This window comes from Streptomyces sp. NBC_01320 (assembly GCF_035974375.1).
Taxonomy (GTDB): domain Bacteria; phylum Actinomycetota; class Actinomycetes; order Streptomycetales; family Streptomycetaceae; genus Streptomyces; species Streptomyces yanii.
On the sequence record NZ_CP108390.1, the window covers coordinates 6,988,243 to 7,013,493 of the forward strand.

Here is a 25,251-nt window from a genome sequence, read left to right on the forward strand (position 1 = left end):
CGCAAGGAGAGCAGTCCCCCGATGACGACGACCGCCATCACCAACATCGCCAGTCTGGTCACCAACGACCCCTCCCTCGGTGACGGTTCCCCCCTGGGCCTGATCCTGGACGCGGCCGTCGTCATCGAGGGCGACCGGGTCGTCTGGACCGGTGAATCAAGCAAAGCACCCGCCACTGACAACGCCGTCGACGCGGGCGGCCGCGCGGTGATCCCGGGATTCGTCGACTCCCACTCCCATCTCCTCTTCGCGGGCGACCGCACCGAGGAGTTCAACGCCCGGATGTCCGGCCGCCCTTATACCGCGGGCGGTATCCGCACCACGGTCGCCGCCACCCGCGCCGCCACCGACGACGCGCTGGACGCCAACGTCGTCCGCTATCTCGCCGAGGCGCTCCGCCAGGGCACCACCACGTTCGAGACCAAGTCCGGCTACGGGCTCACCGTCGAGGACGAGGCCCGCGCCCTGCGCATCGCCGCCCGCCACACCGACGAGGTCACCTACCTCGGCGCCCACGTCGTCCCCCCGGACTACGCCGACGATCCCGCCGGGTACGTCGACCTGGTCACCGGGCCGATGCTCGACGCCTGTGCCCCCTACGCCCGTTGGGTCGACGTGTTCTGCGAGAAGGGCGCGTTCGACGGCGACCAGGCCCGCGCGATCCTGACCGCGGGCATGGCCAAGGGCCTGCACCCCCGGGTCCACGCCAACCAGCTCACCTACGGCCCCGGCGTCCAGCTCGCCGTCGAGCTGGATGCCGCCTCCGCCGACCACTGCACGCACCTCACCGACGCGGATGTCGACGCCCTCGCCCAGGGCAACACCGTCGCCACACTCCTCCCCGGCGCCGAGTTCTCCACCCGCGCGAACTGGCCCGACGCCCGCCGCCTCCTCGACGCGGGCGCCACCGTCGCGCTGTCCACGGACTGCAACCCGGGCTCGTCGTTCACCTCGTCCATGCCCTTCTGCATCGCCCTGGCCGTACGCGACATGGGCATGACCCCCGACGAGGCCCTCTGGTCCGCCACCGCGGGCGGCGCAGCGGCCCTGCGCCGCACGGACATCGGCCGCATCGCCCCGGGCGCCCGCGCCGACCTCGTCCTCCTCGACGCCCCCAGCCATGTCCACCTCGCCTACCGGCCGGGCGTCCCCCTGGTCCAGGCGGTCCGGCAGCGCGGCGAACGCGCCCTCTGAGCGATATCTCCGGCCGCGCTCCCAAACCGGAAGAACCCGACTTTCGCTCTTCAGTCACACGATGTCGTGACCGCCTGCCGAGGAGTGACTGCCACCGGTACCGTCCACAGAGCTGTCCTGCGGCGGGGCTCAAGGGGGAGGCCGGGGGTCTGGTCGAGCAGTCGGCGCAGGCCGCGTCCGAGGACGACGAAGAGGGTGACGTCGTCGTTGACGGGTGACATCAGGATCCTGCCACCGGGTTCGCAAAATTGGTGCGGGGTCACGTACAGCCCCGGTCGGCAGGACGGCATGTACAGGCATTCCCGTCCGAGCCGCTCGCGCATCGCTGTCTCCAGCGCTGCCCAGGCCGTCGGTCCGCCCTCCCATGAGCCATGGGGAGGGCGGAGCCGTATGAACCGTGTGTGTTCCCCCAGAACCTTTGCTCCATGTGGCCCGGTCCGTGGCACTTCGTCAACCATGCGGAAGGACCTGCCCTTTGTCGGGCAGGTCCTTCCGCAAGTGGTCCCGCGGGGGCGCGGGGAACTCCGGGATCATTCCTCCAGGGTCAGGCCCTTCCTGAGCTTGACCAGCGTCCGGGAGAGCAGCCGCGAGACATGCATCTGGGAGATGCCGAGTTCGTCGCCGATCTCCGACTGCGTCATATTGGCGACGAAGCGGAGTGAGAGGATCTTCCGGTCGCGGCCGGGCAGCGCGGCGATCAGCGGCTTCAGGGACTCGACGTACTCGATGCCTTCGAGTCCGTGGTCCTCGTAGCCGATCCGGTCCGCCAGTGCGCTCTCGGTCTCGTCCTCCTCGGCCTTGGCATCGAGCGAGCTCGCGGTGTACGCGTTGCTCGCGGCCATGCCTTCGACGACCTCGTGGTCGGTGAGTCCGAGGCGGTCGGCGAGTTCGCCCACGGTGGGCGCCCGGTCGAGCTGCTGGGCGAGTTCGTCGCCCGCCTTGGCCAGGTCGAGCCGCAGCTCCTGCAGTCGGCGCGGGACGCGCACGGACCACGTGGTGTCGCGGAAGAATCGCTTGATCTCGCCGATGATGGTCGGCATCGCGAAGGTCGGGAACTCGACGCCCCGGCTCAGCTCGAACCGGTCGATCGCCTTGATCAGGCCGATGGTGCCGACCTGGATGATGTCCTCCATCGGTTCGCTGCGGGAGCGGAACCGTGAGGCGGCGAACTTGACCAGGGCCAGGTTCAGTTCGACGAGTGTGTTGCGTACGTACGCGTACTCGTGGGTGCCCTCTTCGAGGGATTCGAGCCGCGCGAAGAGTGTCTTCGACAGCGCCCTGGCGTCCAGTGCGCCCACTTCGTCGTACGGCGGGATCTCGGGAAGTCCTTCGAGATCATCTCTGCCCTTGGCACTGCCGATGTCGCTGGTGCTGCTGGTGCTGCGGCGCGGAGCGGGTACGGCGACCGCGGCAGGGGAGTCTGATTCGGTCAGTCCCTGAGGACATGCTGACGTCGCGATGTGGGTACGCGGTCCGTCGAGCCGGGGTGACATGGTCTCCTCCATCGTTCTCGGCATATGGCTGCCGATGCCCATATGTGTTCCTGCGGTGAAGCGGCGCCTCCAAAGCCGGTCGTGTTTCGGGTGTCCCCCTACCCTTACCCGGTCCGGACGTGCAGATACAACCGCCAATTGAGGCTATATGTCCGGTTTGTTGAGGTCTTCGGCTACCGTGTGCCGCACGGAACGCGTAGTGTTTTACGAACGTCAGCGACAGCTACACACGCAACCGCACGCGCCATCGCAGAGAGTGACGCGCACGGTGACGCAGGCAGTGACGAACGGCGAAGAGGGACGGGCATGGACCGCCAGACGGTCGGCAGTGCGAACCGGGGTCGACTTCAGGTCGAGGTCCGGACCGAGGGGCGCAGTGAGGTGGTGACGCCGGTGGGTGAGCTGGATCACCACACCGCCGATCTGCTCCGTGAGCCCCTGGAGAGCGCGGTCGAACAAGGACGGACCCGACTGGTGGTCGACTGTTCGCGACTCGAATTCTGTGATTCCACCGGGCTCAATGTGCTGCTCGGTGCCCGCCTCAAGGCGGAGGCGGCCGGGGGAGGGGTCCATTTGGCCGGAATGCTACCGATGGTGGCGAGGGTCTTCGAGATCACCGGGGCCGAGGCGGTCTTCACCGTCCACGACTCCCTCGAATCGGCGCTGGACACCTGATCGTGGCCCGGAGCGCAGTCTCACCCGCCCCGGGTGTCGCCTGCCTCACGCATTCCGCATGGGCGAAGTGGGTGTTGTCACGATACGGCCGGGCAGGAGACATTCCGGCGAACCTCTTGTGACCTGAGTGGCCTGCACACTCTGTATGCGGTCGGTGTCCGTTTCGGCAGCCGCACCCGCATCTGTATCTGTAACTGTTCAATGGCGACATGGTGAATCGGTGAGGTGAAGCGCTGATGAGCACCACCCGGCAGCATCCGCCGGGCGACCTCGGCCGGGAGCCGGAGGGCGCGGGCGACGGCGCCGACGCAGCCTCCTCCGGGCCCGTCGACCGGCGGTGGCGCACGCTGCCCCTGCGGGAGGTCGGCGGCATCGTGCCGACGGCCCGCGATTTCGCCCGTCAGGCACTCCACGACTGGGGGTGGCTCCCGGCATCGAGCGCCGACCGGCGCGCAGCCGCCGAGGACGTCCTGCTGGTCGTCTCGGAACTGGTCACGAACGCCTGCCTGCACGCGGAAGGACCCGAGGAGCTTCGCATCGCCTGCACCTCGAAGGTGCTGCGGGTGGAGGTCGTCGACGCCGGTGCGGGACAGCCCGCGCCGCGCACCCCGCACCGGGCGGGCCGGCCCGGCGGGCACGGCATGTTCATCGTGCAACGGCTCTGCCTGGACTGGGGTGTCCAGCGGGTGCCGGGCGAGCCCGGCAAGACCGTATGGGCGGAGCTGGCCGCGCCCGCGTAGTCACCACCCGAACCGTCGGGCCGTACGGCCCCTCCTTCTTGCCCCCGAAGAGCGCGCCGGATCGGCGCGCTCTTTGTCTTCCCTCCATACGGCCCCAGGCGTACCTTGAGCGCCCAATCTGATGTGTCGTCAGTAACTTGCGTCGGAGTGCTACGGCGCGCGGCGACTTCCGGCATGAGGGGAACTGAGGTGCCGTACCCGAAGCGAACAGCTCTCGCGCTGGCGTCCGCGCTGGCCGGCTCGGTGGTGCTGCTGGCCGCGCCCGCCGCCCACGCCACGGTCGTGGACGTCGACTACAAGTGCAAGACGCCGATCGGCGACAAGAGCGCGGTGTCGCCCATCGACATCAAGAGCGTGAAGAGCGGCAGCAGTTACACGCTCACGATGTCCTTCCAGAAGGGCGTCTCGTCCAGCCCCGTCGAGCTGGGCAAGGGCGCCATGAAGCCCAGCGCGGTCATCCGGCTGAGCGGTGCCGAATCGGGTCAGGTCCAGGTCTCGGGACCGGCGAACGCCGCGGCGATCCCGGCGAACACCCCGATCAAGATCAGCGACCTTTCGGGTACGTACACCCCGAGGAAGAGCGGCAAGGTCGGCTTCACCGCCGGAGTGCTCACCATCAAGGCGCTCGGTACGACCACGACCTGCACTCCGGGCAACAGTCCGAAGCCGTCGCTCGAACTCGATGTGACGGCGGCGGGCGGCTCGAAGGACACCTCGGAAACGACCCTGCCGAAGACCGGACCGCTCGACTCGGCGATGGCGCTCGGGACGCTCGGCGGCACGGTACTGCTGACCGGTGCGGCCGGGGTGCTGTGGCTGACCAGGCGCGGACAACGGGCCGCGGGCTGAGCTCCACGGAGCCCCCGCGCGCCGTCCGTACGTACACGCCCGTTCTGTACGCAGCAGGGAGCCCGCCCCTATGCCACCGTCGACCGGTCACGCCGTCCGAGCCGTTCTCGCAGCCCTGTTGTGCGCTTTCGCCTGCGCCTTGACCGCGAACCCGGCGACCGCCGCCGACCGGAGCGGCGCGGACTGGACGGCGCAGCCCGCGGCGGGCGCCGGGACCCGGAGCGGCGAGGACGGCGACAGACCGTACTTCTATCTGGAGGGACTGCCCGGCACCGTGCTGCAGGACCGGCTCTCCGTCACCAACCCGGGCACCGCCCCCGTCACCGTGCGGCTGCGCGGGGCGGATGCGTACAACGCGGGGGGCGGTGACTTCGCCGTACGCGGAACGAAGGACTCCACCGGGACCGGCGCCTGGCTGCGGCTCGCCGCGGACCGGGTGACCGTGCCCGCACGTACCCGCGCCGAGGTGCCGTTCTCCGTCACCGTCCCGGCAGGTGCGTCGCCCGGCGACCACCCGGGGGCGATCGTCGCCGAGCACTCCGGGCGCTCGGTTGGTGTACGCGTCCATCTGCGGGTCAGCGGGCCCACGCTGACCGCGCTGACCGTGGAGGACGTCAGCGTGTCCGGGCGGACCATCCACTACACCCTCGTCAACCGGGGTAATGCGGCCCTCACCCCGCGCCTCGCCGTCAGCGCGGACGGCGTCTTCGGCACCCTGCTGCGGCGCGAGGCGCGGAACCTGCCGGTGGACCTGCTGCCCGGACAGCGGGTGAAACTCACCGAACCGTGGCGGGACGCCCCCGCCCTCGATTCCGCCACCGTCCGGCTCCGCGTCACCGCCGCGAGCGGAGCGCACAGCGAGGCGACAGCCCGGGCGGTCTTCGTCCCCTGGGCGCCGGTGACCGGCGGCGCCCTGCTTGTCCTGGCCGCGGCCGCCGCAGGCGCGTACGCGTACCGGCTGCGGCGCAGCCATCGCCGGCCACCGGGCGACGGCGGCCCGGACCATGGCGACGCAGCTCGAACCACGGCAGAGAGAAGGCACTTGGTGAAGGCGGGAGCGGAATCGTGAGACGACAGACCGGACCGGCGTCCCTCCGGCGCGGCAGCCACCGGTGGGCCGCCGCGCTCCTCGTCGCGCTGCTGCCCGCCCTGATGCTCCTGCCCGCACCCGGTGCCCGCGCGGCGGACCGAAAGCCCGCGGTCACCCTCTCCGAGCAGCAGGCGGGCAAGGGCGGTGACATTACCGTCAAGGGCACCGGATGGCGGCCGAACACCCTGCTGATGATGCTGATCTGCGGACAGTCCGCGCCCGGCACGGGCGTCATCGGCGGCACCAACTCCTGCGCCAACGCCGACGGACGCGCCGTCACCACCGACGCCAAGGGCGCCTTCAGCAAGAAGATGCCGGTCTCCGAACCGCCCAGACCGTGCCCCTGCGTGGTGCATGTCGCGACGGTCACCGGGGAACAGGCAGCCGCCGACGCCGTGTTCGTCGTCGCCGGACACCCCGTCGCCCCGCTGCCGGAACAGACGGACGGCGGAAAGCTCGCGGTGCTCGCCACCATCCGGCTCGAGGGCGACAGCGGAATCCTGACCTGGTTCGGCGCACCGCCCTCCCGGCAGCTCGTCTTCACCGTGGGCAACCTCGGTTCGGCGCCGGTCAAGGACCCGGTCTTCCGGGTCGGCACCGCGCACGGCGTCTTCGCCCCGCAGTGGGAGGAGCAGCAGTGGCGCGGCACCATCGCGCCCGGCCGCAAGGCCCGGATCGCACTGCCGGTCGAACTGACGGCGGGCGCCCACGGCGACTACCGGATCTCCCTGCGGTACGGGACGAAAACACTGGCCGAACAGCCGTGGGGGGTGGGCCGCCCCTGGGGCGTCACGCTCTTCTGGATCCTGCTCTGCGTCGTCGTACCGGCCGCGGTGTTCCGCATCGGCATGGCGATCGTCGACAGGATGCGGCCCCGCGCCGCGTACACCCCGGCCCGCGCCGGCCGTCACCGCCATCCGCTGCCGGCCGACGCGACGGCGAAGTTGCCGAGGCTGCGCCGGGGGCCGCGCGCCCCGGAGACCCCCTCGACAGCGTCCGCGGCAGGACCCGCCCCGGGCGCGACCACCACGGCCGCGCTGCCGTGGTTCACACCGGATTCCGCACCGTCAGAGAACAGACCCACGACGAAGGGACATTCGTGAGCACGCAACGGAGGATGAGCGCGGCCGGAGCCGCGCTGATGCTCGGCGGCGCGGGGATCCTGCTGGCCGCGAGCCCAGCCCTGGCTGCCGACGTCTCGTACAGGACGGAGTGCATACCGCCGTCCATCTCCGGACTGCCTCCTGTGCAGGGCACGACCAAGGTGCAGCTGACCGCGCCCGCCGAGGCAAAGGTCGGGGACAGCGTCGAGGTGGTGTGGAAGACGGTCGAGGCCGCTTCCAGGAATCCCGACGTCCTGGACCTGGAGAAGGACACGGTCAAGCCGACCGGCACCATCGAGGTCGGCGGCGCGGCCACGGGAACGCTGCAGATGGAAGGGCCACGGCAGAACCCGCCGATCCCCAAGAACAGCGCCATGGTGCTGCCCGACATGAAGGGCACGTTGAAGCTGGAGAAGGCCGGTGAGATCACGCTGACGCCGGGCGCGTACAACATCAACGTGTCGAAGCCGATCTCCACCGACACCAAGTGCTCCCCGAAGGAGGCCGTTCAGCCGGGCGCGACGATCAAGGTCACGGACGGTGGCGGCACGACAGCGGGCGGTACGACCACCGGTACGACAGCGGGTGGCACGACCACCGGCTCCACCACGGCGGGCGGCACGACGGCCGCAGGGGGAACGACGGCGGGCACGACGGCCGGCGGTACGGACACCGGAGGCAGTGACTCCGGCGGCACCACCGCCGGGTCGAGCGGCGGCGGTGGTGGTCAGACCGACTTCGAGGGCAAGGAGGTGTCTGTCGCATACGCCTGCAAGACGCCGATCGGTGACAAGAACGCCACCTCCCCGGTGAAGATCAACGCGAAGAAGAACGGCGGCAGCTTCGACCTCACGGTGAAGTTCAGCAAGTCGGTCATGGACAGCCCCGCCGACATCCCGGCCGATTCGGTGAAGCCCTCCATGGAGGTCAAGCTCGGCGGAGCCGACAAGGGCACGGTCCATGTCGAGGGCCCCACCAACAAGGAGCCCATCAAGTCCGGTGAACCGATCGGGATCCCCGATCTCACGGGTACGTACAAGCCGGGCGCGAGCGGTAGGTCCACCCTCAGCCCGGGCGTGCTGACCGTGAAGGCGCTCGGCACGACGACGACCTGCACCCCGCCCGCCGGTGTCGCGGTCTCCCTGGAGCTGGACACCTCGTCCCAGCCCGGCGGGGCCGTGGGCGGCTCGGACACGGGCGGCGCCACGACCGGCGGCGGTACGGACTCCGGAGGCGGACTGGCCGAGACCGGGGCCGAGGACAACGGCACCCTGCGCGCACTCGGCCTGGTCGCCGGTACGGCGATCCTGCTGGGCGGCGCCGTGTTCACGTTCACCCCGTGGCGCAGGCTGCGCGGCACCCGGTGAGCTGAGCCGCCGGATACGCGAAGGGCCGCTGCACCGACGATCCGGTGCAGCGGCCCTTCAGCGCTTCAGTGCCTCAGCGCACGTCGCCCATGAGCTGCTTGACCTTGTTGCGGTACAGGAAGATCGCGACACCCGCGGCCGCCGCGAGGGCGGCCTGCAGAGCGACGATACCGGTGCCGTTGAGGTCGACACCCGCGATGGAGAGCAGACCCGTGGTGCAGTCACCGGCGGTGACGGCCAGGAACCAGACACCCATCATCTGGCTCGCGTACTTGGCCGGAGCCATCTTCGTGGTGACGGACAGACCGACCGGGGACAGCGTCAGTTCGGCGACGGTCTGCACGAAGTAGATCGCGACCAGCCACATCGCGGCGGCCTTGTGGCCGTCCGTGGCGATCGTCAGCGGCATCAGGAAGAGGAAGAACGACGCACCGACCAGCACCAGACCGGAGCTGAACTTCACGATCGTGCTCGGCTCCTTGCCACGCCGGTTCAGCGCCAGCCAGAAGGCGGCGAAGACCGGGGCCAGCGCCATGATCAGGACCGGGTTGACCGACTGGTACCAGGAGACCGGGAAGTCCCATCCGAGGACGCTGTTGTCGGCCGAGCTGTCGGCGAAGATCGCCAGGGTCGAACCGCCCTGGTCGTAGATCATCCAGAAGATGGCGGCGGCGACGAAGAACCAGATGTAGCCGGACATCTTCGACTGCTCGGCGGCGCTGAGCTCCTTGTCGCGCTTGATGCGCGTCAGGACCATCACCGGAATGACCAGACCCGCGATGGTGATCGGGACCAGGATCCAGTTGAGCGTGTAGACGCCGGTGACGACCGTGACGATGTAGAAGACGGCCGCGATGGCCAGCCAGATCATGCCCTTGCGCAGCGTGGCGGCGCGCTCGACGGCCGACAGCGGCTTCGGGACGACGAGGCTGCGCTCGTTCAGGTGGCGGGTGCCGAGCAGGTACTGGACGAGGCCCAGTCCCATGCCGACCGCGGCGAGCGCGAAGCCCAGGTGCCAGTTGACGTTCTCACCGATGGTGCCGATGACCAGCGGGGCGGCGAAGGCGCCCACGTTGATGCCCATGTAGAAGATCGTGAAGCCACCGTCGCGGCGCGGGTCGTCCGGGCCGTCGTAGAGGTGGCCGACCATCGTGGAGATGTTGGACTTCAGCAGACCGGAGCCGATGGCGACAAGTCCGAGGCCGGCGAAGAAGGTGCCCTGCATGGGCAGCGCCAGCGCCAGGTGGCCGATCATGATGACCCCGCCGGCGACGGCGACCGTCTTGCGGGGACCCCAGACACGGTCGCCGAACCAGCCGCCGGGCATCGCGAGCAGGTACACCAGCGACACGTAGACCGAGTAGATCGCCGTGGCCGTGGCGGGGTTCATGTGAAGCCCGTTGGGGGCGATCAGGTAGAGGGGGAGCAGGGCCCTCATGCCGTAGTAGCTGAAGCGCTCCCACATCTCGGTCATGAAGAGAGTGGCCAGGCCGCGGGGGTGGCCGAAGAAGGTCTTCTCGGAGCCAGACGTACTGGCGGAGTCCTTCGTCAGGCTGGACGCCATGGTCGATCCTTGCTTGCTCGGGACGCGGCGCCTCGTGAGCGTGACGCGCCCGGTGGGGGGAGGCCGGCACCGACGCGGCAAACGCCCCATCCCTACACGCCTGAGAAGGGATTCGCTCCGGACTCCGCACGGTGTACGGAGCGGGTACCGGAGTCGGGGGACCAGCTGCATCGGGATCCACGCCCGGCGCACTTCCTTGCGCTCCGGGCCCGGCCACAGGTCATTCACTGAAGTCAGGGCTGGCAGTTACCAGCCCGCGTACAAAAGAGACCCTTGGCGCTTAAAGCTGCCCAAAGGTCTTTGAGTAGTGCAACAGGCGTCGAGTCACCATACGACACGACGGTGGTCGATATGAAAGGACTTGAGAGATGGATCACAGGCCCAGGTGCAACCAGACTCGCATATTCCAAGGTCCTCCTCCGAATGGGACTCAGACCTACAGGCCTTGTGGATCACCTCACGGTGGCCGCCCCATGCGGACTACCATCACTCCATGACCCGTGTACTGCTCGCCGAGGACGACGCTTCCATCTCGGAGCCGCTGGCTCGCGCCCTGCGTCGGGAGGGTTACGAGGTCGAGGTCCGCGAAGACGGTCCGACCGCTCTCGACGCCGGCCTCCAGGGGGGCATCGACCTGGTCGTCCTCGACCTGGGCCTGCCCGGGATGGACGGCCTCGAAGTAGCCCGACGGCTCCGCGCCGAGGGCCACGCCGTGCCGATCCTGGTGCTCACCGCCCGCGCCGACGAGGTGGACACCGTCGTCGGCCTGGACGCCGGAGCCGACGACTACGTCACCAAGCCGTTCCGCCTGGCCGAACTCCTCGCCCGGGTCCGGGCGCTGCTCCGGCGCGGCGCCACCGACCCGACCCCGCAGCCCGCTACGCACGGGGTGCGGATCGACGTCGAATCGCACCGGGCCTGGATGGGCGACGAGGAGCTCCAGCTCACCGCGAAGGAGTTCGACCTGCTGCGGGTCCTGGTCCGCGACGCCGGCCGGGTCGTCACCCGCGACCAGCTGATGCGCGAGGTCTGGGACACCACCTGGTGGTCGTCCACGAAGACGCTCGACATGCACATCTCCTGGCTCCGCAAGAAGCTCGGTGACGACGCGGCCAACCCCCGGTACATCGCGACCGTCCGGGGCGTCGGCTTCCGGTTCGAGAAGAGCTGACGTACAGAAACAGTCATGCGCCGCCGACTGATCAACTCCACGCTCGCCGTGGTGCTCGTGGTGATCGCCGTCTTCGGCGTCTCCCTCGTCATCGTCGAGACCCGCACCATCAGCAACAGCGCCCAGGAGAGTGTCGACTCCGAGGCGCTGCGGCTGATCAGCGTGGTCGAGAGCCGGCTCCTCGGGGCGGAACGGATCAACCCCGGGGTGCTGGCCCAACAGGTCGCCCACAACCGGTACGCCCGGGTCGAGATCCCCGGCCGCACCCCCATCGAAGTGGGCACGCGCCCTACCGGCAGTGTGATCAGAAGCACAGCGAAGGGAGGGCAGGGCGAGAAGGTCACCGTCGAGGAGTCCAGCTCCGCCGTCACCAGCGAGGTCGGGCGCACCCTGTTGATCATCGGGGCGGTGGCGCTGCTCGCGATCGTCTCCGCGGTGCTCCTCGCCGTACGCCAGGCCAACAAACTGACCTCGCCGCTCACCGACCTCGCCGAGACCGCGGAACGCCTGGGATCCGGTGACCCTCGGCCGCGCCACAAGCGGTACGGGGTGCCGGAGCTGGACCGGGTCGCGGACGTCCTCGACGCCTCCGCCGAACGGATCGCCCGGATGCTGACCGCGGAACGCCGGCTCGCAGCCGATGCCTCCCACCAGCTCCGCACGCCGCTGACCGCGCTCTCCATGCGGATCGAGGAGATCTCCGTCACCGACGACCCGGACACGGTGAAGGAGGAGGCGAACATCGCCCTCACCCAGGTCGAGCGCCTCACCGACGTGGTGGAGCGACTGCTGACCAACGCCCGCGACCCGCGCACCGGCTCGGCGGTCGTCTTCGACCTCGACGAGGTCGTCAAGCAGCAGATCGAGGAGTGGCGCCCCGCCTACCGCGGCGAGGGCCGCGCCATCGTCCGCTCCGGCAAGCAGGGTCTGCGGGCCGTCGGCACGCCGGGCGCGGTCGCCCAGGTGCTGGCCGCGCTGATCGAGAACTCACTGATGCACGGCGGCGGCACGGTGGCCCTGCGCACCCGGGTCACCGGCAACCAGGTGGTCATCGAGGTGACGGACGAGGGCCCCGGCGTCCCGCCCGATCTGGGCGCCAGGATCTTCGAGAGGACGATCAGCGGCCGCAACTCGACCGGAATCGGCCTCGCGGTCGCCCGCGATCTGGCCGAGGCGGACGGCGGTCGCCTGGAACTGCTCCAGCAGCAACCGCCGGTCTTCGCCCTGTTCCTGAGCCGGGTGGCCCTGAACCGCGAGGAACCGGAACGACCGGTCCGCTGAATCAAGCCCGTCGAGGGGGACCGAGGACGAGGCGGCAACCGGACGCCCCCGGTGCCTCAACGCCGTACGGGCTCCGCCGGCTCCACCGGCACCCGTTCCACCGGCACCTGCTCCGCGGCCCCGCGTCCCTGCGCCACCACACCTACGCCGTCTTTGGCAGGCAGCGCCTTGAACACCCAGCTCCGGTAGGACCAGAACCGGAACATCGTCGCGATCCCGATTCCCAGGATCTTGAAGACATTGCTCTGGACCGGGCCGTTCCATCCGAACCCGTACGTCGCCGTGTACAGCACGCCGTTCTCGATCGCCGCACCCACCGCGCTGAACAGCAGGAACAGGGTCAGTTCCCGGGTCCGCCCGGTCTTGTCGCGGTCCCGGTACGTCCAGTAGCGGAAGCCCACGTAGTTGAAGAGGATGGCGACGAACGTGGCCAGCAGACTGGCCCGCACCACTTGAAGGTCCGTGGTGTGCCACAGCAGGTTGGACACTCCCACATTGACCAGCAGCCCCATCGCACCGACCACGCCGAACTTGGCGATCTCCCGGGCCAGCGCATCCAGCCGGGTCCGTAGTACGCCCCGTTCGTTCATGGTGATGGCTCAGCCCCGTCCGTGGATTCGGTCAACCCAGTCATGCTATCGATGCCTCCCATGAGATACCTGTGAGCATCCATCGAGGCGTGGCGAGCCTGTGACACGGAGCCTCCGGCCGCCGCCTCCGGGGCATCGTCCGGCGGTCCCCCGGACGCCCGATATCCTGGAGGCGTGACGTTCCCGGTAGTCGGCATGGTCGGCGGCGGTCAGCTCGCCCGTATGACCCACGAGGCGGGTATCCCCCTCGGCATCAAATTCAAGCTCCTCAGCGACACCCCTCAGGACTCGGCGGCCCAGGTGGTGAGCGAAGTCGTCATCGGCGACTATCGCGACCTGGACACGCTGCGCGCCTTCGCGCGCGGTTGTGACGTGATCACCTTCGATCACGAGCACGTCCCGACCGAGCATCTGCGGGCCCTGGAGGCGGACGGCATCCCCGTGCGCCCCGGCCGCGACGCGCTGGTGCACGCCCAGGACAAGGGGGTGATGCGCGCGAAGCTCGGCGAGATCGGCGCGCCCTGCCCCCGCCACCGCATCGTGACCGACCCGGCGGACGCCGCGGCGTTCGCGGCCGAGGTCGGTGGCTTCCCCGTCATCCTGAAGACGGTCCGCGGCGGCTACGACGGCAAGGGCGTCTGGGTGGTCCGCTCCGAGGCGGACGCGGCCGACCCGTTCCGGGCGGGTGTCCCGGTCCTCGCCGAGGAGAAGGTCGACTTCGTACGGGAGCTGGCGGCCAACATCGTCCGCTCGCCGCACGGCCAGGCAGTCGCCTACCCGGTCGTCGAGTCGATCCAGGTCGACGGCGTCTGCGACACGGTCATCGCTCCGGCCCCCGAGCTGAGCGAGCAGCTCGCCGGCGAGGCCCAGCAGCTGGCCCTGCGGATCGCCGCCGAGCTCGGCGTCGTCGGCCACCTCGCCGTCGAACTCTTCGAGACCCGTGACGGCCGCATTCTGGTCAACGAGCTCGCGATGCGCCCGCACAACTCCGGGCACTGGACCCAGGACGGCGCGATCACCTCGCAGTTCGCCAACCACGTCCGGGCCGTTCTCGACCTGCCGCTCGGCGACCCGCGCCCGCGCGCCACCTGGACGGTCATGTGCAACGTCCTGGGCGGCGACTACCCGGACATGTACCAGGGGTACCTGCACTGCATGGCCCGCGACCCGCAGCTCAAGATCCACATGTACGGCAAGGACGTGAAGCCGGGCCGCAAGGTCGGACACGTCAACACCTACGGCGACGACCTGGCGGACGTGCGTGAGCGCGCCCGGCACGCGGCCGACTACCTGCGAGGAACGATCACCGAATGACTTCCCCCGCCTCCGCCGCGCCGGTCGTCGGCATCGTCATGGGTTCGGACTCCGACTGGCCCGTCATGGAAGCAGCGGCCAAGGCCCTCGACGAGTTCGAGATCCCGTACGAGGTCGACGTCGTCTCCGCCCACCGCATGCCGCACGAAATGATCGCGTACGGGGAGAACGCCGCGGACCGCGGTCTCAAGGCGATCATCGCGGGCGCGGGCGGCGCAGCCCACCTGCCCGGCATGCTCGCGTCGGTCACCCCGCTGCCAGTCATCGGCGTCCCGGTTCCGCTGAAGTACCTGGACGGCATGGACAGCCTGCTGTCCATCGTGCAGATGCCGGCCGGTGTGCCCGTCGCGACCGTGTCGGTCGGAGGCGCGCGCAACGCGGGTCTGCTCGCCGCCCGTATCCTTGCCGCCCATGACAGCGAACTGCTGGCCCGCATGCGGGAGTTCCAGCAGGAGCTGAACGACCAGGCGACCGAGAAGGGCAAGCGGCTGCGCAGCAAGGTCGAGGGCAGCGACTCCTTCGGCTTCGGCAAGTAGACACAGCGGACAGCGAGCGGAAGCGGGCGACCATGGCGGAGCAGATCGCGGACCGGACCACGGAGCACTTCGGGGACCACCTCGCACAGGCCGCGGAACTCCTCGCCGAGTACCCGGTCGTCGACGGTCACAACGATCTGCCCTGGGCACTTCGGGAACAGGTCGGATACGACCTGGACGCCCGCGACATCGCCACCGACCAGTCCGCCCACCTCCACACCGACATCGGGCGGCTGCGCGCCGGTGGCGTCGGGGCGCAGTTCTGGTCCGTCTACGTACGGTCCGACATGGCGGGCGAGGACGCCGTCAGCGCCACCCTCGAACAGATCGACGTGGTCGCCGAGCTGCTGGACCGCTACCCCGCGGACCTGCGGCGCGCCCTGACCGCCGACGACATGGAGGCGGCCCGCACCGAGGGCCGGATCGCCTCCCTGATGGGCGCCGAGGGCGGCCACTCCATCAACAACTCGTTGGGCGCCCTGCGCGCCCTGCACGCCCTCGGCGTCCGCTACATGACGCTCACCCACAACGACAACATCGCGTGGGCGGACTCGGCGACGGACGAGCCGGGCGTCGGCGGTCTCTCGCCGTTCGGCCATGAGGTGGTGCGGGAGATGAACCGCACCGGCATGCTGGTCGACCTCTCCCATGTGGCGGCCACGACGATGCGCGACGCACTCGCCACTTCCACCGCGCCGGTGATGTTCTCGCACTCGTCGTCGCGGGCGATCTGCGACCACCCGCGCAACATCCCCGACGACGTCCTCGTACAGCTCCCTGCCAACGGCGGCATCGCCATGGCGACCTTCGTACCGAAGTTCGTCCTCCCGGAAGCCGTCGAATGGACCCGCGCGGCGGACCGGAACATGCGTGACCACGGTCTGCACCACCTCGACACCACCGCGCAGGCCATGAAGATCCACGCGGAGTTCGAGGCCGCCCACCCGCGCCCGATGGCCACCGTGGCGACGATCGCCGACCATCTCGACCACATGCGTGAGGTCGCCGGGATCGACCACATCGGTATCGGCGGCGACTACGACGGCACTGCGTTCCTTCCCGCAGGTCTGGAGGACGTCGCGGGCTACCCGAACCTGATCGCGGAACTTCTGGGCCGCGGCTGGTCCGCCGCCGACCTCGCCAAGCTCACCTGGCGCAACGCGGTACGGGTGCTGCGCGACGCCGAGGCCGTCGCCCGCGACCTGCAAACGCGACGCGGCCCGTCCCACGCCACGATCCAGGAACTGGACGCCCGGGCGTCCTGACGTTCCACGGGACGGGAGGACGCTCCTCCCGTCCCGTGGAATGCAGCGGCGTGCCGCGACCCCTGCCCGCCACGCCGTCCGCGCCATCCCCTGGTGCGACCTCGAACCGGGCGAACGGTCCCTGGACACGGACGTCCCCCGGCCGCGTCGGCGCCCGGTTCTGGCCCCTCCAGGTCCCCGCGGACCACGCCGGCGACCGGGCGGTCGGCGCCACCCTCGACCGCATCGACCAGGTCCGCGCCCTCGTCGCCGCATACCCCGAGGCCCTGCGCCCGGCCCATGGAGCCGGGGAGATGACGGCGCCCGCAACCGCGGTCGCGTCGCCGCGCTGCTCGGCCCCGTCACCGGCCACGCCCTCGCCGACTCGCTCGGCACCCTGCGTGCGTACCACGCCCACGGCGTACGGTCGATCACCCTCACCGGCACCAGCTGGTCCGGGCGTGTCCGGGGGCGGGTCAGGCGCGGGGCCGACCCATCGCCCGGTATGTCCAGCCCGCTTCGCGCCACAGTGTGCTGTCCAGCGCGTTGCGGCCGTCGAGGATGATCCGGTGTGCGGCGGCCTCGCCCAGCGCCGCCGGGTCCAGCTCGCGGAACTCGCGCCACTCCGTCAGGTGCAGGACCACGTCCGCGCCGCGCACCGCGTCCAGCGCCGACTCGGCGTACCCGAGTGTCGGGAAGAGCCGACGGGCGTTGTCCATGCCCTTCGGGTCGTAGACGGTGACCTGGCCGCCCTGGAGGTGGATCTGCCCGGCGACGTTCAGGGCCGGCGAGTCGCGTACGTCGTCCGAGTCCGGCTTGAACGTCGCACCCAGCACGGCAACCCGCTTGCCGAGGAACGTCTCCCCGCCCACGGCCTCCCGGGCCAGCTCCACCATGTGACCGCGGCGCCGCATGTTGATCGAGTCGACCTCGCGGAGGAAGGTCAGCGCCTGGTCCGCGCCCAGCTCACCGGCGCGCGCCATGAACGCCCGGATGTCCTTCGGCAGACACCCGCCGCCGAAGCCGATCCCGGCCCGCAGGAACTTGGATCCGATCCGCTCGTCGTGACCGATCGCCTCGGCCAGCTTCGCCACATCGCCGTCGGCGGCCTCGCAGACCTCCGCCATCGCGTTGATGAAGGAGATCTTGGTCGCCAGGAACGAGTTCGCCGAGGTCTTCACCAGTTCCGCGGTCGGGAAGTCCGTCACCACGAACGGCGACCCCTCCGCGACCGGCACCGCGTACACCTCGCGCAGCACCTTCTCGGACCGCTCGCTCTCCACCCCGACGACGATCCGGTCGGGGTGCAGGGTGTCCTTCACGGCGAAGCCCTCGCGCAGGAACTCCGGGTTCCAGGCCAGCTCCGCATCGGTTCCCACCGGCGCCAGCTCGGCCAGCCGCGCCGCGAGCCGGGCCGCGGAGCCCACCGGCACGGTCGACTTGCCGACGACCAGCGCGGGCCGGGTGAGCTGCGGCGCCAGCGACTCGAAGGCGGAGTCCACGTACGACATGTCGCAGGCGTACTCGCCGTGCTTCTGCGGGGTGTTCACGCAGACGAAGTGCACATCACCGAAGGCACCGACCTCTTCCCACGAGGTGGTGAACCGCAGCCGCCCGGTGGATCCCTCGATGCCCGCGACGTGCTGCTGGAGAAGCTCCTCCAGCCCCGGCTCGTACATCGGGACCCGGCCGCTGCTGAGCATCTCGATCTTCTCGGGCACGACATCGAGCCCGAGCACTTCGAAGCCGAGTTCCGCCATGGCCGCGGCGTGGGTGGCGCCGAGGTAGCCAGTGCCGATCACAGTGATTCTGAGGGCCATGGAGTGCTCCAGAGAGGTGCGGACAGACATGCGGTGAACGAGCATAGTCGTGCCTCTGAAGGCCCGGATTTACGGCCCCGGGGACCCTTGTCGCGAAGCTCACGTGCAGCGCGCATAGGTCTTTGTGGGCCAGGGCACCTAAAATTGGGTTACTTAACGGTAGTTAGCATCCCTGGGGAGTGAGAGTCTTGGCGGGTTCCACCGATTTCGACCTGTACCGTCCGGCCGAGGAGCACGACATGCTCCGCGAGACGGTCCGTGCGCTCGCCGAGGCGAAGATCGCCCCGTTCGCGGCGGCGGTCGACGAGGAGGCCCGCTTCCCGCAGGAGGCGTTGGACGCCCTGGTCGCCTCGGAGCTGCAGGCCGTGCACGTCCCCGAGGAGTACGGCGGCGCCGGTGCCGACGCCCTCGCCACCGTGATCGTGATCGAGGAGGTGGCCCGCGTCTGCGCCTCCTCCTCCCTGATTCCGGCCGTGAACAAGCTCGGCTCGCTCCCGGTGATCCTCTCCGGTTCCGAGGCGCTGAAGAAGAAGTACCTGGGCCCGCTCGCCAAGGGCGACGCGATGTTCTCGTACTGCCTCTCCGAGCCCGACGCGGGCTCCGACGCCGCCGGCATGAAGACCAAGGCCGTCCGTGACGGCGACTTCTGGGTCCTCAACGGCGTCAAGCGTTGGATCACCAACGCGGGCGTCTCCGAGTACTACACGGTGATGGCCGTCACCGACCCGGCCAAGCGCTCCAAGGGCATCTCGGCGTTCGTCGTCGAGAAGTCGGACGAGGGCGTCTCCTTCGGCGCCCCGGAGAAGAAGCTCGGCATCAAGGGCTCCCCGACCCGCGAGGTCTACCTCGACAACGTCCGGATACCGGCCGACCGCATGATCGGCGAGGAGGGCACCGGCTTCGCCACGGCGATGAAGACCCTGGACCACACCCGCATCACGATCGCGGCCCAGGCCCTCGGCATCGCGCAGGGCGCCCTCGACTACGCCAAGGGCTACGTCCAGGAGCGCAAGCAGTTCGGCAAGCCGATCGGTGACTTCCAGGGTGTCCAGTTCATGCTCGCCGACATGGCCATGAAGCTGGAGGCGGCCCGCCAGCTCACCTACTCGGCCGCCGCCAAGTCCGAGCGCCTCGACAGCGACCTCACCTTCTTCGGTGCCGCGGCCAAGTGCTTCGCCTCCGATGTCGCGATGGAGATCACCACGGACGCGGTCCAGCTGCTCGGCGGCTACGGCTACACGCGGGACTACCCGGTGGAGCGGATGATGCGCGACGCCAAGATCACGCAGATTTATGAAGGTACGAATCAGGTCCAGCGGATCGTCATGGCGAGGAACCTGCCGTAGCGCTTCGGTTCCAGCTGTGTGAGACGGCCCCCGGCGCCATGCCGGGGGCCGTTTCCGACGGCTGCCAGGGACTTTCGCGGGCGGGCGGTGCTGTTCGGCAGCGGCACCGGCGGGATTCGAACCCGCGGACAGGTAGGGGCAGGGTCCGCCCCGGACCCCGTCGGTCGCTGTGAGGGGGACCTCCCTCACCGTGATCGCAATGGGCCGCTCCGCCACGGCTCCGCAGCCTGCGGGACTGCGCGGTCCCGGGACGGCGAGCGCAGCGGTTTCCCGCCGGGCCCGGCCACGGACCATGTCGGCACCGTCGCCCGGCTCCCGTCGCCGAGACGGGCCGAGGGCGTAGGCGCGCCCCCTTCCGTGGCGTACTTTCCCTGTCCATGAACGACATCGACAGGCTCACCGCGCTGTTCACCGCGCTCGGCGCCGACGACGCCCGGGGCTGGGCGGACTCCGAGGCGGAGGAGAACATTCCACAGCTTGCCCGCTACCGGTTCCTCCGCATGGTCTGGCAGGACATCGACGCCTGGAGCACGGCAGCACCCGACTGGGTCGGGGCGTACGCGGCAGAGGGTTCGGCCGCCGGGGCGGTCGGGCGGGCGCTCCGGCTGGGCCTGACCCACCAGGAGCTGGGTGAGATAGCCCGCGAGGTCGCGAAGGAGACCGCCTTCGGTGTCCTCTACGGCCTCGCCGACCCCACGGACGGTCGGCTTCCGCCGGGGATCGAGGAGCAGCTGCCCGGCTGGTGCCTGGCTGAACTGTCCCCGGCGGGCGAGCCCACGGGGCGGATCCTGGACGCTCTGTACGAGGACCTGGACGAGGTCGACCCCGCCGCACCCCGGGGGCAGGACAGCGCCTGAGCACCGGAGCTCACCCGCCACCCCTTCTCCAGGTACGGGCGTATGTCAGGCAGGCCGGTGCCGCCCGTCGGCACCGGCGGTACGCGAGGAAGGTGCCGGGCCGACGACGAACCGACCGTCCGCCGGCACCACTTGGGCGACATGGCCGGCGCCGGTGACGGTATCCGTACGGAGCAGGCAGTCCGGCAGTCCCGGCGCAGCTCGGTCGGGGCGCCGGGACTGCCGGGCACCGGGCCGGTTGCTGCGCAAGAAGAGGGCCCGGACGGTGAACCGTCCGGGCCCTGCCTTTCGCCTGCTGTCAGTTACCGGAGACGGTGACCTTCTCGTCGTTGTTGAGCTGCTCCACCAGCTGCTTGACCTTGGCCTTGTCCCAGACCAGATTCCCGCCCGTGGAGCCGGAGATCGGCATGTTCATGGACGCGCCGTCACCACCCGTGACGCCCTTCATCGCGAAGAACATCTGGCCCAGATCCCACAGCGACATGTCCTTGTCGACGACCAGGGTGTCGAGACCGGCGCCCATCGTCGGGTACAGCTTGAACGGGTTGAGGATCGTGGACGGCGTCGCCGTCTGGCTCGCCAGCGCCGCGAGGAACTTCTGCTGGTTCTTCGTACGGTCCAGATCGGACGTGAACGCGTGCCGGGTGCGGACGAAGGCGAGGGCCTGCTGCCCGTCGAGGGTCTGCTTGCCCGCCTGGAAGTCGGCGCCGGAGTACTTGTCCTTGAACGCCTTGGGGATGTCGAGCTCCACGCCGCCGATCGCGTCCACGATCTTGGCGAAGCCGCCGAACCCGATCTCGACGTAGTGGTCGATGTGCAGCCCGGTGTTGAACTCGACGGTACGGACCAGCAGTTCGGGTCCGTCCTCGGCGTAGGCGGCGTTCAGCTTGGTGAAGCGGCCGCGGCCCGGGTAGAGCTTGCCGGAGTCGGAGCCCTTGTAGGAGGGGATCTCGACGTTCGAGTCACGCGGCAGCGAGACCAGCGTCGGCCCGTTCGAACCGTCGTGCAGGATCATCATCGAGTCGGTCCGCTTGCCCTCGGCCGAGCCGGTGTGGAGCCTCTTCTTGTCCTCGGCCGTCATGCCCGCGCGGCTGTCGGAGCCGACGATCAGATAATTGGTGCCGTCGCCCTCGTGCGGTCGCTCGATCACCTTGGAGAGGTCGACCTCGCGCTTGAGCTTGGAGTCGGCCCAGAAGTACGTGCCGATGGAGACGGCCAGCACCACGACCACGAGGGTCAGGGTGCCTATCTTTATCCGGCGGCGCCAGTCCGGCGCGGGCCTCCCCTGGACGTAACCGCCGTCACCCCGGCCGCCGCCTTGACCGTAGCCACCGCCGTTGCCGCCGCCGTAGACGTGGCCCGTGTTGTAACCGCCGTCGTACCCTGCGCTGTCGTCATAGCCGCCGGAGTACTGCGGTGCCTCGGGCTGACGCTGTCGCGGCGCCGTCGGACGCTGCTGAGGCGGCGCGGGGCGCTGCTGAGGCGGCACGGGGCGCCGCTGGACGTGCCGCATGACGCGGGGGCCCTCGGGCTGGGCGCTGTCACTGCCCCGCCCGTAGCGGTCGTTGCGGTCGTCGTCGGTCCATCCACCGGGCCTGTCGCTCATGCGGTCCAGTGTGCAGTCCGGGCGTGCCGGTATTACAGGGGGTGTGAGATATCGGGCCTGGGCTGTTGCGAAGCTGATGCAATGTCCGAGGCCCAGGGCCCCCGCATAAGGTGGACGGTATGACAGATCAGGCCCCGCGTCCGGAGGGCGACATTCCGGGCAAGCCGACTGCGGCGTCCCGGACCACCCTCAGCCACATCATGACCGGCAACGACACCAATCTGCTGGGTACGGTGCACGGCGGGGTGATCATGAAATTGGTCGACGACGCGGCGGGCGCCGTGGCCGGTCGGCACTCCGGCGGACCCGCGGTCACGGCCTCGATGGACGAGATGGTCTTCCTGGAGCCGGTACGCGTCGGTGACCTTGTTCACGTCCGTGCCCAGGTGAACTGGACCGGCCGTTCCTCGATGGAGGTCGGCGTCCGGGTCATGGCCGAGCGGTGGAACGAATCGACCCCGGCCCAGCAGGTCGGCAGCGCGTATCTGGTGTTCGCGGCGGTCGACGGGGACGGCAAGCCGCGCCCCGTACCGCAGGTGATACCCGAGACGGAGCGCGACAAGCGGCGCTACCAGGAGGCGCAGATCCGGCGCACGCACCGGCTGGCCCGGCGTCGCGCGATCAAGGAACTGCGCGAGAAGCGCGTGGCGGACGGCATCGAGGACTGACGGCAGGGCACCCTCCCCGGCCCCGGGGCGGACCGCCGCCCTGGGCTCCGCCGGCCGGGCGCCTCGCTACGGGCACGTCACCTGGTCGCCCGTGACCGCGGCGAACGCGCCCCGGTGCGTGTCCTCGGCCTGTACCCGCTCGACCTTGCTGAAGTCCGTGCCCGTCGTCACCTTCATCGTCGCGCCCTGCCCCTTGACTGCCCGCAGCTCGGCCCCCGGCAGCGCCGCCGCCAGCGACTTCGCCGACCGGTCCCATCTCGGGTCGTACTCGACCAGGGTGTGTTTCAGTTCCCGCGGCGCCCCGTCGAGCGGGGCCCCCGTCGTACGGAAGCCGGTGGCGCGCAGGGCGTCGTCGGCCGTCCTGCCGAGGCCGTCCATCGGGGTCCCGTTGTAGACCTGGACCCGAATCTGCTGCGGCGCGACATCGACGGTCTTCGCCGCGGCCTGCTTCGGCTGCTTCGCCGCGAGGGGCTTGTCGTCACGCAGTGCCTCGAACAGCTTCGTCGACTTCACCGGATCCCACTTGACCGTCGAGCCGATGCCCTTGACCGGATAGGAGGGATCGCTGACCGGTACGGAGGTGAACTCGGACGACGCCGCGGTGAAGCCGCGCATCGCCTGGCCGAGGGCCAGCATCTGCTCCGTGCCGAACCCCTCGTCGGCCCGGACCGAATGGAGCATCGTCGAGGCGATCTCCCGGAACTTCACCGGGTTCAGCAGCACACCGCTGCTGGTCGTCTGCTTGAGCAGCGAGGCCAGGAACCGCTGCTGGCGCTGCATCCGGCCCAGGTCCGCGGCCCCGTCGACATGGCGCGAGCGCACGTACTGGAGCGCCTGCCCGCCGTTCAGCCGGTGGGTGCCGGCGGCGAGATCGAGGCCGGTGTACGAGTCCTTCAGCGGCCGGACGGTGCAGATCTGCACCCCGCCCAGGGTGTCGACCGTCTTCATGAAGCTGGTGAAGTCGACCTCCAGGTAGTGGTCGATCTTGATGCCGGTCATGTCCTCGACGGTCCGTACGGTCAGATTCGGCCCACCCTCCGAGTAGGCGGCGTTCAGCTTCAGTGGGTGGGCGGCGTGCTCGGCGCCGGTGATCCGGTCGCGGTGTTCCGGGATCTCGGCGTAGCTGTCGCGCGGCAGGGAGACGATGCTCGCGCGCTCCTTGTCCGCAGACAGATGCACCAGCATGATCGTGTCGGTGCAGTGGCAGGGAGCACCGCCCAGCCGGTACTTCTTCTTCTCGTCCGGGGTGATGCTGTCGCGGCCGTCGGTGCCGACGAGCAGCAGATTCGTGCCGTTCCCGGCCCGCGGCCGGTTCTTCATGTCCTTGAACGGGTCGATGCGGTCGATCCCGGTCTCCAGGTTGGTCACCACGGCGTGACCGATCCCGCCGGCGCCGAGCACCAGCACGGACAGGCCGGTCGCGACCCGCATGCCCCAGCGGGGCCTCTCGTCCTGCTTTCTCGACCTGAGCTGCGGGGGAGCGGCGCGGGGGCGCGGCGGACGGGGGGAGCGGTGCGGTGTGGGCACGGGGGGACCTCCGCGGTGCAAGGGGGATCGTTCGCACAGTAGGCCCGTACGATCTCCATACCGGGAAGCGCCCTTGCGGCGCGCGCCCGCGTCCCCCATTCGCGGTAACGTGGCGGCCGAAACGCCGCCTCCTGGGGTGAGAGCCCCCGGCGCCCCCGAGGACCCCCCGAGGACCACATGTCTGCCGCGCAGTACCCCGCCGTCTCCGTGATCATGCCGGTGCTCAATGAGGAACGCCATCTCAGGAACTCCGTCCGGCACATCCTGGAGCAGGAGTACGCCGGCGAGATGGAGGTCGTGATCGCGCTCGGTCCGTCCACGGACCGTACGGACGAGATCGCCGCCGAGCTGGTACGGGAGGACTCCCGGGTCCACACCGTGCCGAACCCGACCGGCCGCACCCCGGCAGCGCTCAACGCCGCGATCAAGGCCTCCTCGCACCCCGTCGTGGTGCGGGTCGACGGCCACGGCATGCTCTCGCCGAACTACATCGCGACGGCCGTCCGCCTCCTGGAGGAGACCGGCGCGCAGAACGTCGGCGGCATCATGCACGCCGAGGGCGAGAACGCCTGGGAGGATGCCGTCGCCGCGGCCATGACATCGAAGATCGGCGTCGGCAACGCGGCCTTCCACACCGGCGGCCAGGCGGGCCCGGCCGAGACCGTCTACCTCGGCGTCTTCCGCCGCGAGGCACTGGAGAAGGCGGACGGCTACAACGTGGAGTTCATCCGCGCCCAGGACTGGGAGCTGAACTTCCGGATCCGCGAGGCAGGCGGTCTGATCTGGTTCTCGCCGGAGCTGAAGGTGCAGTACCGGCCGCGTCCCTCGGTGAAGGCGCTGGCCAAGCAGTACAAGGACTACGGCCGCTGGCGCCATGTCGTCGCCCGCTACCACTCCGGCTCGATCAACCTGCGCTACCTCGCCCCGCCGACCGCCGTCTGCGCGATCGCGGCGGGCCTCGTGGTCGGCGCGGCCGTCACCCCGTGGGCGTTCGTCGTCCCGGCCGGTTATGTCGCCGCCATCGTCGCCGGGTCCCTCCCGGCGGGCAAGGGCCTGTCGCTGAAGGCACGGGCCCAGATACCGGTGGCGCTGGCCACTATGCACATCTCCTGGGGCTACGGCTTCCTGACCAGCCCGCGTTCGCTGGCGAGGAAGGTCATCGCCAGCCGCCGCCCGGCGGTCGCAGAGCAGACGGTCTGACCCGGAACGGACGTGA

Annotated in this window: 22 protein-coding genes and 1 pseudogene; 16 read left to right on the top strand and 7 right to left on the bottom strand. The window is 69.9% G+C overall.

What is annotated here, in order from left to right:
• The first annotated feature begins 21 nt into the window (after positions 1–21).
• Positions 22–1,194 carry an imidazolonepropionase gene (gene hutI, locus OG395_RS31865; protein WP_326792397.1) on the top strand — a complete coding sequence of 391 codons (1,173 nt, stop codon included), beginning with the start codon at positions 22–24 and terminating at the stop codon, positions 1,192–1,194.
• A 128-nt stretch (positions 1,195–1,322) separates the two neighbouring features.
• On the opposite strand, the pseudogene OG395_RS31870 reads toward hutI, so the two are convergent.
• Both OG395_RS31870 and OG395_RS31875 read right to left on the bottom strand, forming a co-directional pair.
• A pseudogene (locus OG395_RS31870) lies at positions 1,323–1,517 on the bottom strand (DegT/DnrJ/EryC1/StrS family aminotransferase); the annotation flags it as partial.
• 207 nt (positions 1,518–1,724) lie between these two features.
• Positions 1,725–2,687 (bottom strand): RNA polymerase sigma factor SigF, encoded by a 963-nt coding sequence (locus OG395_RS31875; protein WP_327246003.1) that lies wholly within the window; start codon positions 2,685–2,687, stop codon positions 1,725–1,727.
• Between the two features lie 306 nt (positions 2,688–2,993).
• Between OG395_RS31875 and OG395_RS31880 the strand changes: the two genes are divergently transcribed.
• From OG395_RS31880 to OG395_RS31905, 6 genes are all read left to right on the top strand, one after another.
• Positions 2,994–3,362 (top strand): STAS domain-containing protein, encoded by a 369-nt coding sequence (locus OG395_RS31880; RefSeq protein ID WP_266984895.1) that lies wholly within the window; start codon positions 2,994–2,996, stop codon positions 3,360–3,362.
• Between the two features lie 236 nt (positions 3,363–3,598).
• The gene (locus tag OG395_RS31885) at positions 3,599–4,102 is read left to right on the top strand and encodes an ATP-binding protein (RefSeq protein WP_327246004.1); all 504 of its coding nucleotides are present in this window, start codon (positions 3,599–3,601) and stop codon (positions 4,100–4,102) included.
• 189 nt (positions 4,103–4,291) lie between these two features.
• Positions 4,292–4,951 carry a peptidase gene (locus OG395_RS31890; RefSeq protein WP_266990697.1) on the top strand — a complete coding sequence of 220 codons (660 nt, stop codon included), beginning with the start codon at positions 4,292–4,294 and terminating at the stop codon, positions 4,949–4,951.
• A 70-nt stretch (positions 4,952–5,021) separates the two neighbouring features.
• Complete coding sequence (locus tag OG395_RS31895; RefSeq protein WP_327246005.1) at positions 5,022–6,020, top strand: COG1470 family protein; 999 nt, start codon at positions 5,022–5,024, stop codon at positions 6,018–6,020.
• Entirely contained in the window at positions 6,017–7,144 is a 1,128-nt protein-coding gene (locus OG395_RS31900; RefSeq protein ID WP_327246006.1) for a hypothetical protein, read from the top strand. Before OG395_RS31895 ends, OG395_RS31900 begins: the two co-directional genes overlap by 4 nt.
• 14 nt (positions 7,145–7,158) lie before the next feature.
• The gene (locus tag OG395_RS31905) at positions 7,159–8,511 is read left to right on the top strand and encodes a hypothetical protein (RefSeq protein WP_327249519.1); all 1,353 of its coding nucleotides are present in this window, start codon (positions 7,159–7,161) and stop codon (positions 8,509–8,511) included.
• A 73-nt stretch (positions 8,512–8,584) separates the two neighbouring features.
• On the opposite strand, the gene OG395_RS31910 is transcribed toward OG395_RS31905, so the two are convergent.
• A complete protein-coding gene (locus tag OG395_RS31910; RefSeq protein ID WP_327246007.1) occupies positions 8,585–10,075 on the bottom strand; it encodes an oligopeptide:H+ symporter in 1,491 nt (496 codons plus the stop codon).
• Positions 10,076–10,568: 493 nt separating this feature from the next.
• On the opposite strand from OG395_RS31910, the gene OG395_RS31915 reads away from it, so the two are divergent.
• Entirely contained in the window at positions 10,569–11,246 is a 678-nt protein-coding gene (locus OG395_RS31915; protein WP_266984907.1) for a response regulator transcription factor, read from the top strand.
• A gap of 15 nt (positions 11,247–11,261) precedes the next feature.
• A complete protein-coding gene (locus tag OG395_RS31920; protein ID WP_327246008.1) occupies positions 11,262–12,527 on the top strand; it encodes an ATP-binding protein in 1,266 nt (421 codons plus the stop codon).
• Positions 12,528–12,583: 56 nt separating this feature from the next.
• Here the strand turns inward: OG395_RS31920 and OG395_RS31925 are convergent, their stop codons facing one another.
• Positions 12,584–13,117, bottom strand: coding sequence for a GtrA family protein (locus OG395_RS31925; protein WP_327246009.1), 534 nt, complete (start codon positions 13,115–13,117; stop codon positions 12,584–12,586).
• A 174-nt stretch (positions 13,118–13,291) separates the two neighbouring features.
• On the opposite strand from OG395_RS31925, the gene OG395_RS31930 reads away from it, so the two are divergent.
• The 3 genes from OG395_RS31930 to OG395_RS31940 are packed head-to-tail and all read left to right on the top strand — an operon-like array spanning position 13,292 to position 16,232.
• The gene (locus OG395_RS31930; protein WP_327246010.1) at positions 13,292–14,431 is read left to right on the top strand and encodes a 5-(carboxyamino)imidazole ribonucleotide synthase; all 1,140 of its coding nucleotides are present in this window, start codon (positions 13,292–13,294) and stop codon (positions 14,429–14,431) included.
• On the top strand, positions 14,428–14,967 hold the full coding sequence (gene purE, locus OG395_RS31935; protein ID WP_266984915.1) for a 5-(carboxyamino)imidazole ribonucleotide mutase: 540 nt from the start codon (positions 14,428–14,430) through the stop codon (positions 14,965–14,967). The genes OG395_RS31930 and purE overlap by 4 nt, the downstream gene beginning before the upstream one ends.
• Positions 14,968–14,999: 32 nt before the next feature.
• A complete protein-coding gene (locus OG395_RS31940) occupies positions 15,000–16,232 on the top strand; it encodes a dipeptidase (protein ID WP_327246011.1) in 1,233 nt (410 codons plus the stop codon).
• Between the two features lie 455 nt (positions 16,233–16,687).
• On the opposite strand, the gene OG395_RS31945 is transcribed toward OG395_RS31940, so the two are convergent.
• A complete protein-coding gene (locus tag OG395_RS31945) occupies positions 16,688–18,031 on the bottom strand; it encodes a UDP-glucose dehydrogenase family protein (protein WP_327246012.1) in 1,344 nt (447 codons plus the stop codon).
• 188 nt (positions 18,032–18,219) lie between these two features.
• On the opposite strand from OG395_RS31945, the gene OG395_RS31950 reads away from it, so the two are divergent.
• Together OG395_RS31950 and OG395_RS31955 are read left to right on the top strand one after the other, a co-directional pair.
• The gene (locus OG395_RS31950) at positions 18,220–19,377 is read left to right on the top strand and encodes an acyl-CoA dehydrogenase (RefSeq protein ID WP_327246013.1); all 1,158 of its coding nucleotides are present in this window, start codon (positions 18,220–18,222) and stop codon (positions 19,375–19,377) included.
• Positions 19,378–19,754: 377 nt separating this feature from the next.
• A complete protein-coding gene (locus tag OG395_RS31955) occupies positions 19,755–20,234 on the top strand; it encodes a hypothetical protein (RefSeq protein ID WP_327246014.1) in 480 nt (159 codons plus the stop codon).
• A gap of 298 nt (positions 20,235–20,532) precedes the next feature.
• On the opposite strand, the gene OG395_RS31960 is transcribed toward OG395_RS31955, so the two are convergent.
• On the bottom strand, positions 20,533–21,840 hold the full coding sequence (locus OG395_RS31960; protein ID WP_327246015.1) for an LCP family protein: 1,308 nt from the start codon (positions 21,838–21,840) through the stop codon (positions 20,533–20,535).
• Between the two features lie 119 nt (positions 21,841–21,959).
• Between OG395_RS31960 and OG395_RS31965 the strand changes: the two genes are divergently transcribed.
• On the top strand, positions 21,960–22,508 hold the full coding sequence (locus OG395_RS31965) for an acyl-CoA thioesterase (RefSeq protein WP_266984929.1): 549 nt from the start codon (positions 21,960–21,962) through the stop codon (positions 22,506–22,508).
• A 66-nt stretch (positions 22,509–22,574) separates the two neighbouring features.
• On the opposite strand, the gene OG395_RS31970 is transcribed toward OG395_RS31965, so the two are convergent.
• Entirely contained in the window at positions 22,575–23,939 is a 1,365-nt protein-coding gene (locus tag OG395_RS31970; protein WP_327246016.1) for an LCP family protein, read from the bottom strand.
• Positions 23,940–24,212: 273 nt separating this feature from the next.
• On the opposite strand from OG395_RS31970, the gene OG395_RS31975 reads away from it, so the two are divergent.
• Positions 24,213–25,235: a glycosyltransferase family 2 protein gene (locus OG395_RS31975; RefSeq protein WP_327246017.1), complete on the top strand. Its 1,023-nt coding sequence runs from the start codon at positions 24,213–24,215 to the stop codon at positions 25,233–25,235.
• Positions 25,236–25,251: the final 16 nt, after the last annotated feature.

Excerpts from the sequence above, each read along its gene's own strand:
- hutI (WP_326792397.1), top strand. The coding sequence starts at position 22 with ATGACGACGACCGCCATCACCAACATCGCCAGTCTGGTCACCAACGAC.
- OG395_RS31875 (WP_327246003.1), bottom strand. The coding sequence starts at position 2,687 with ATGTCACCCCGGCTCGACGGACCGCGTACCCACATCGCGACGTCAGCA.
- OG395_RS31880 (WP_266984895.1), top strand. The coding sequence starts at position 2,994 with ATGGACCGCCAGACGGTCGGCAGTGCGAACCGGGGTCGACTTCAGGTC.
- OG395_RS31885 (WP_327246004.1), top strand. The coding sequence starts at position 3,599 with ATGAGCACCACCCGGCAGCATCCGCCGGGCGACCTCGGCCGGGAGCCG.
- OG395_RS31895 (WP_327246005.1), top strand. The coding sequence starts at position 5,022 with ATGCCACCGTCGACCGGTCACGCCGTCCGAGCCGTTCTCGCAGCCCTG.
- OG395_RS31905 (WP_327249519.1), top strand. The coding sequence starts at position 7,159 with ATGAGCGCGGCCGGAGCCGCGCTGATGCTCGGCGGCGCGGGGATCCTG.
- OG395_RS31910 (WP_327246007.1), bottom strand. The coding sequence starts at position 10,075 with ATGGCGTCCAGCCTGACGAAGGACTCCGCCAGTACGTCTGGCTCCGAG.
- OG395_RS31915 (WP_266984907.1), top strand. The coding sequence starts at position 10,569 with ATGACCCGTGTACTGCTCGCCGAGGACGACGCTTCCATCTCGGAGCCG.
- OG395_RS31920 (WP_327246008.1), top strand. The coding sequence starts at position 11,262 with ATGCGCCGCCGACTGATCAACTCCACGCTCGCCGTGGTGCTCGTGGTG.
- OG395_RS31925 (WP_327246009.1), bottom strand. The coding sequence starts at position 13,117 with ATGAACGAACGGGGCGTACTACGGACCCGGCTGGATGCGCTGGCCCGG.
- purE (WP_266984915.1), top strand. The coding sequence starts at position 14,428 with ATGACTTCCCCCGCCTCCGCCGCGCCGGTCGTCGGCATCGTCATGGGT.
- OG395_RS31940 (WP_327246011.1), top strand. The coding sequence starts at position 15,000 with ATGGCGGAGCAGATCGCGGACCGGACCACGGAGCACTTCGGGGACCAC.
- OG395_RS31945 (WP_327246012.1), bottom strand. The coding sequence starts at position 18,031 with ATGGCCCTCAGAATCACTGTGATCGGCACTGGCTACCTCGGCGCCACC.
- OG395_RS31955 (WP_327246014.1), top strand. The coding sequence starts at position 19,755 with ATGAACGACATCGACAGGCTCACCGCGCTGTTCACCGCGCTCGGCGCC.
- OG395_RS31960 (WP_327246015.1), bottom strand. The coding sequence starts at position 21,840 with ATGAGCGACAGGCCCGGTGGATGGACCGACGACGACCGCAACGACCGC.
- OG395_RS31965 (WP_266984929.1), top strand. The coding sequence starts at position 21,960 with ATGACAGATCAGGCCCCGCGTCCGGAGGGCGACATTCCGGGCAAGCCG.
- OG395_RS31970 (WP_327246016.1), bottom strand. The coding sequence starts at position 23,939 with ATGCGGGTCGCGACCGGCCTGTCCGTGCTGGTGCTCGGCGCCGGCGGG.
- OG395_RS31975 (WP_327246017.1), top strand. The coding sequence starts at position 24,213 with ATGTCTGCCGCGCAGTACCCCGCCGTCTCCGTGATCATGCCGGTGCTC.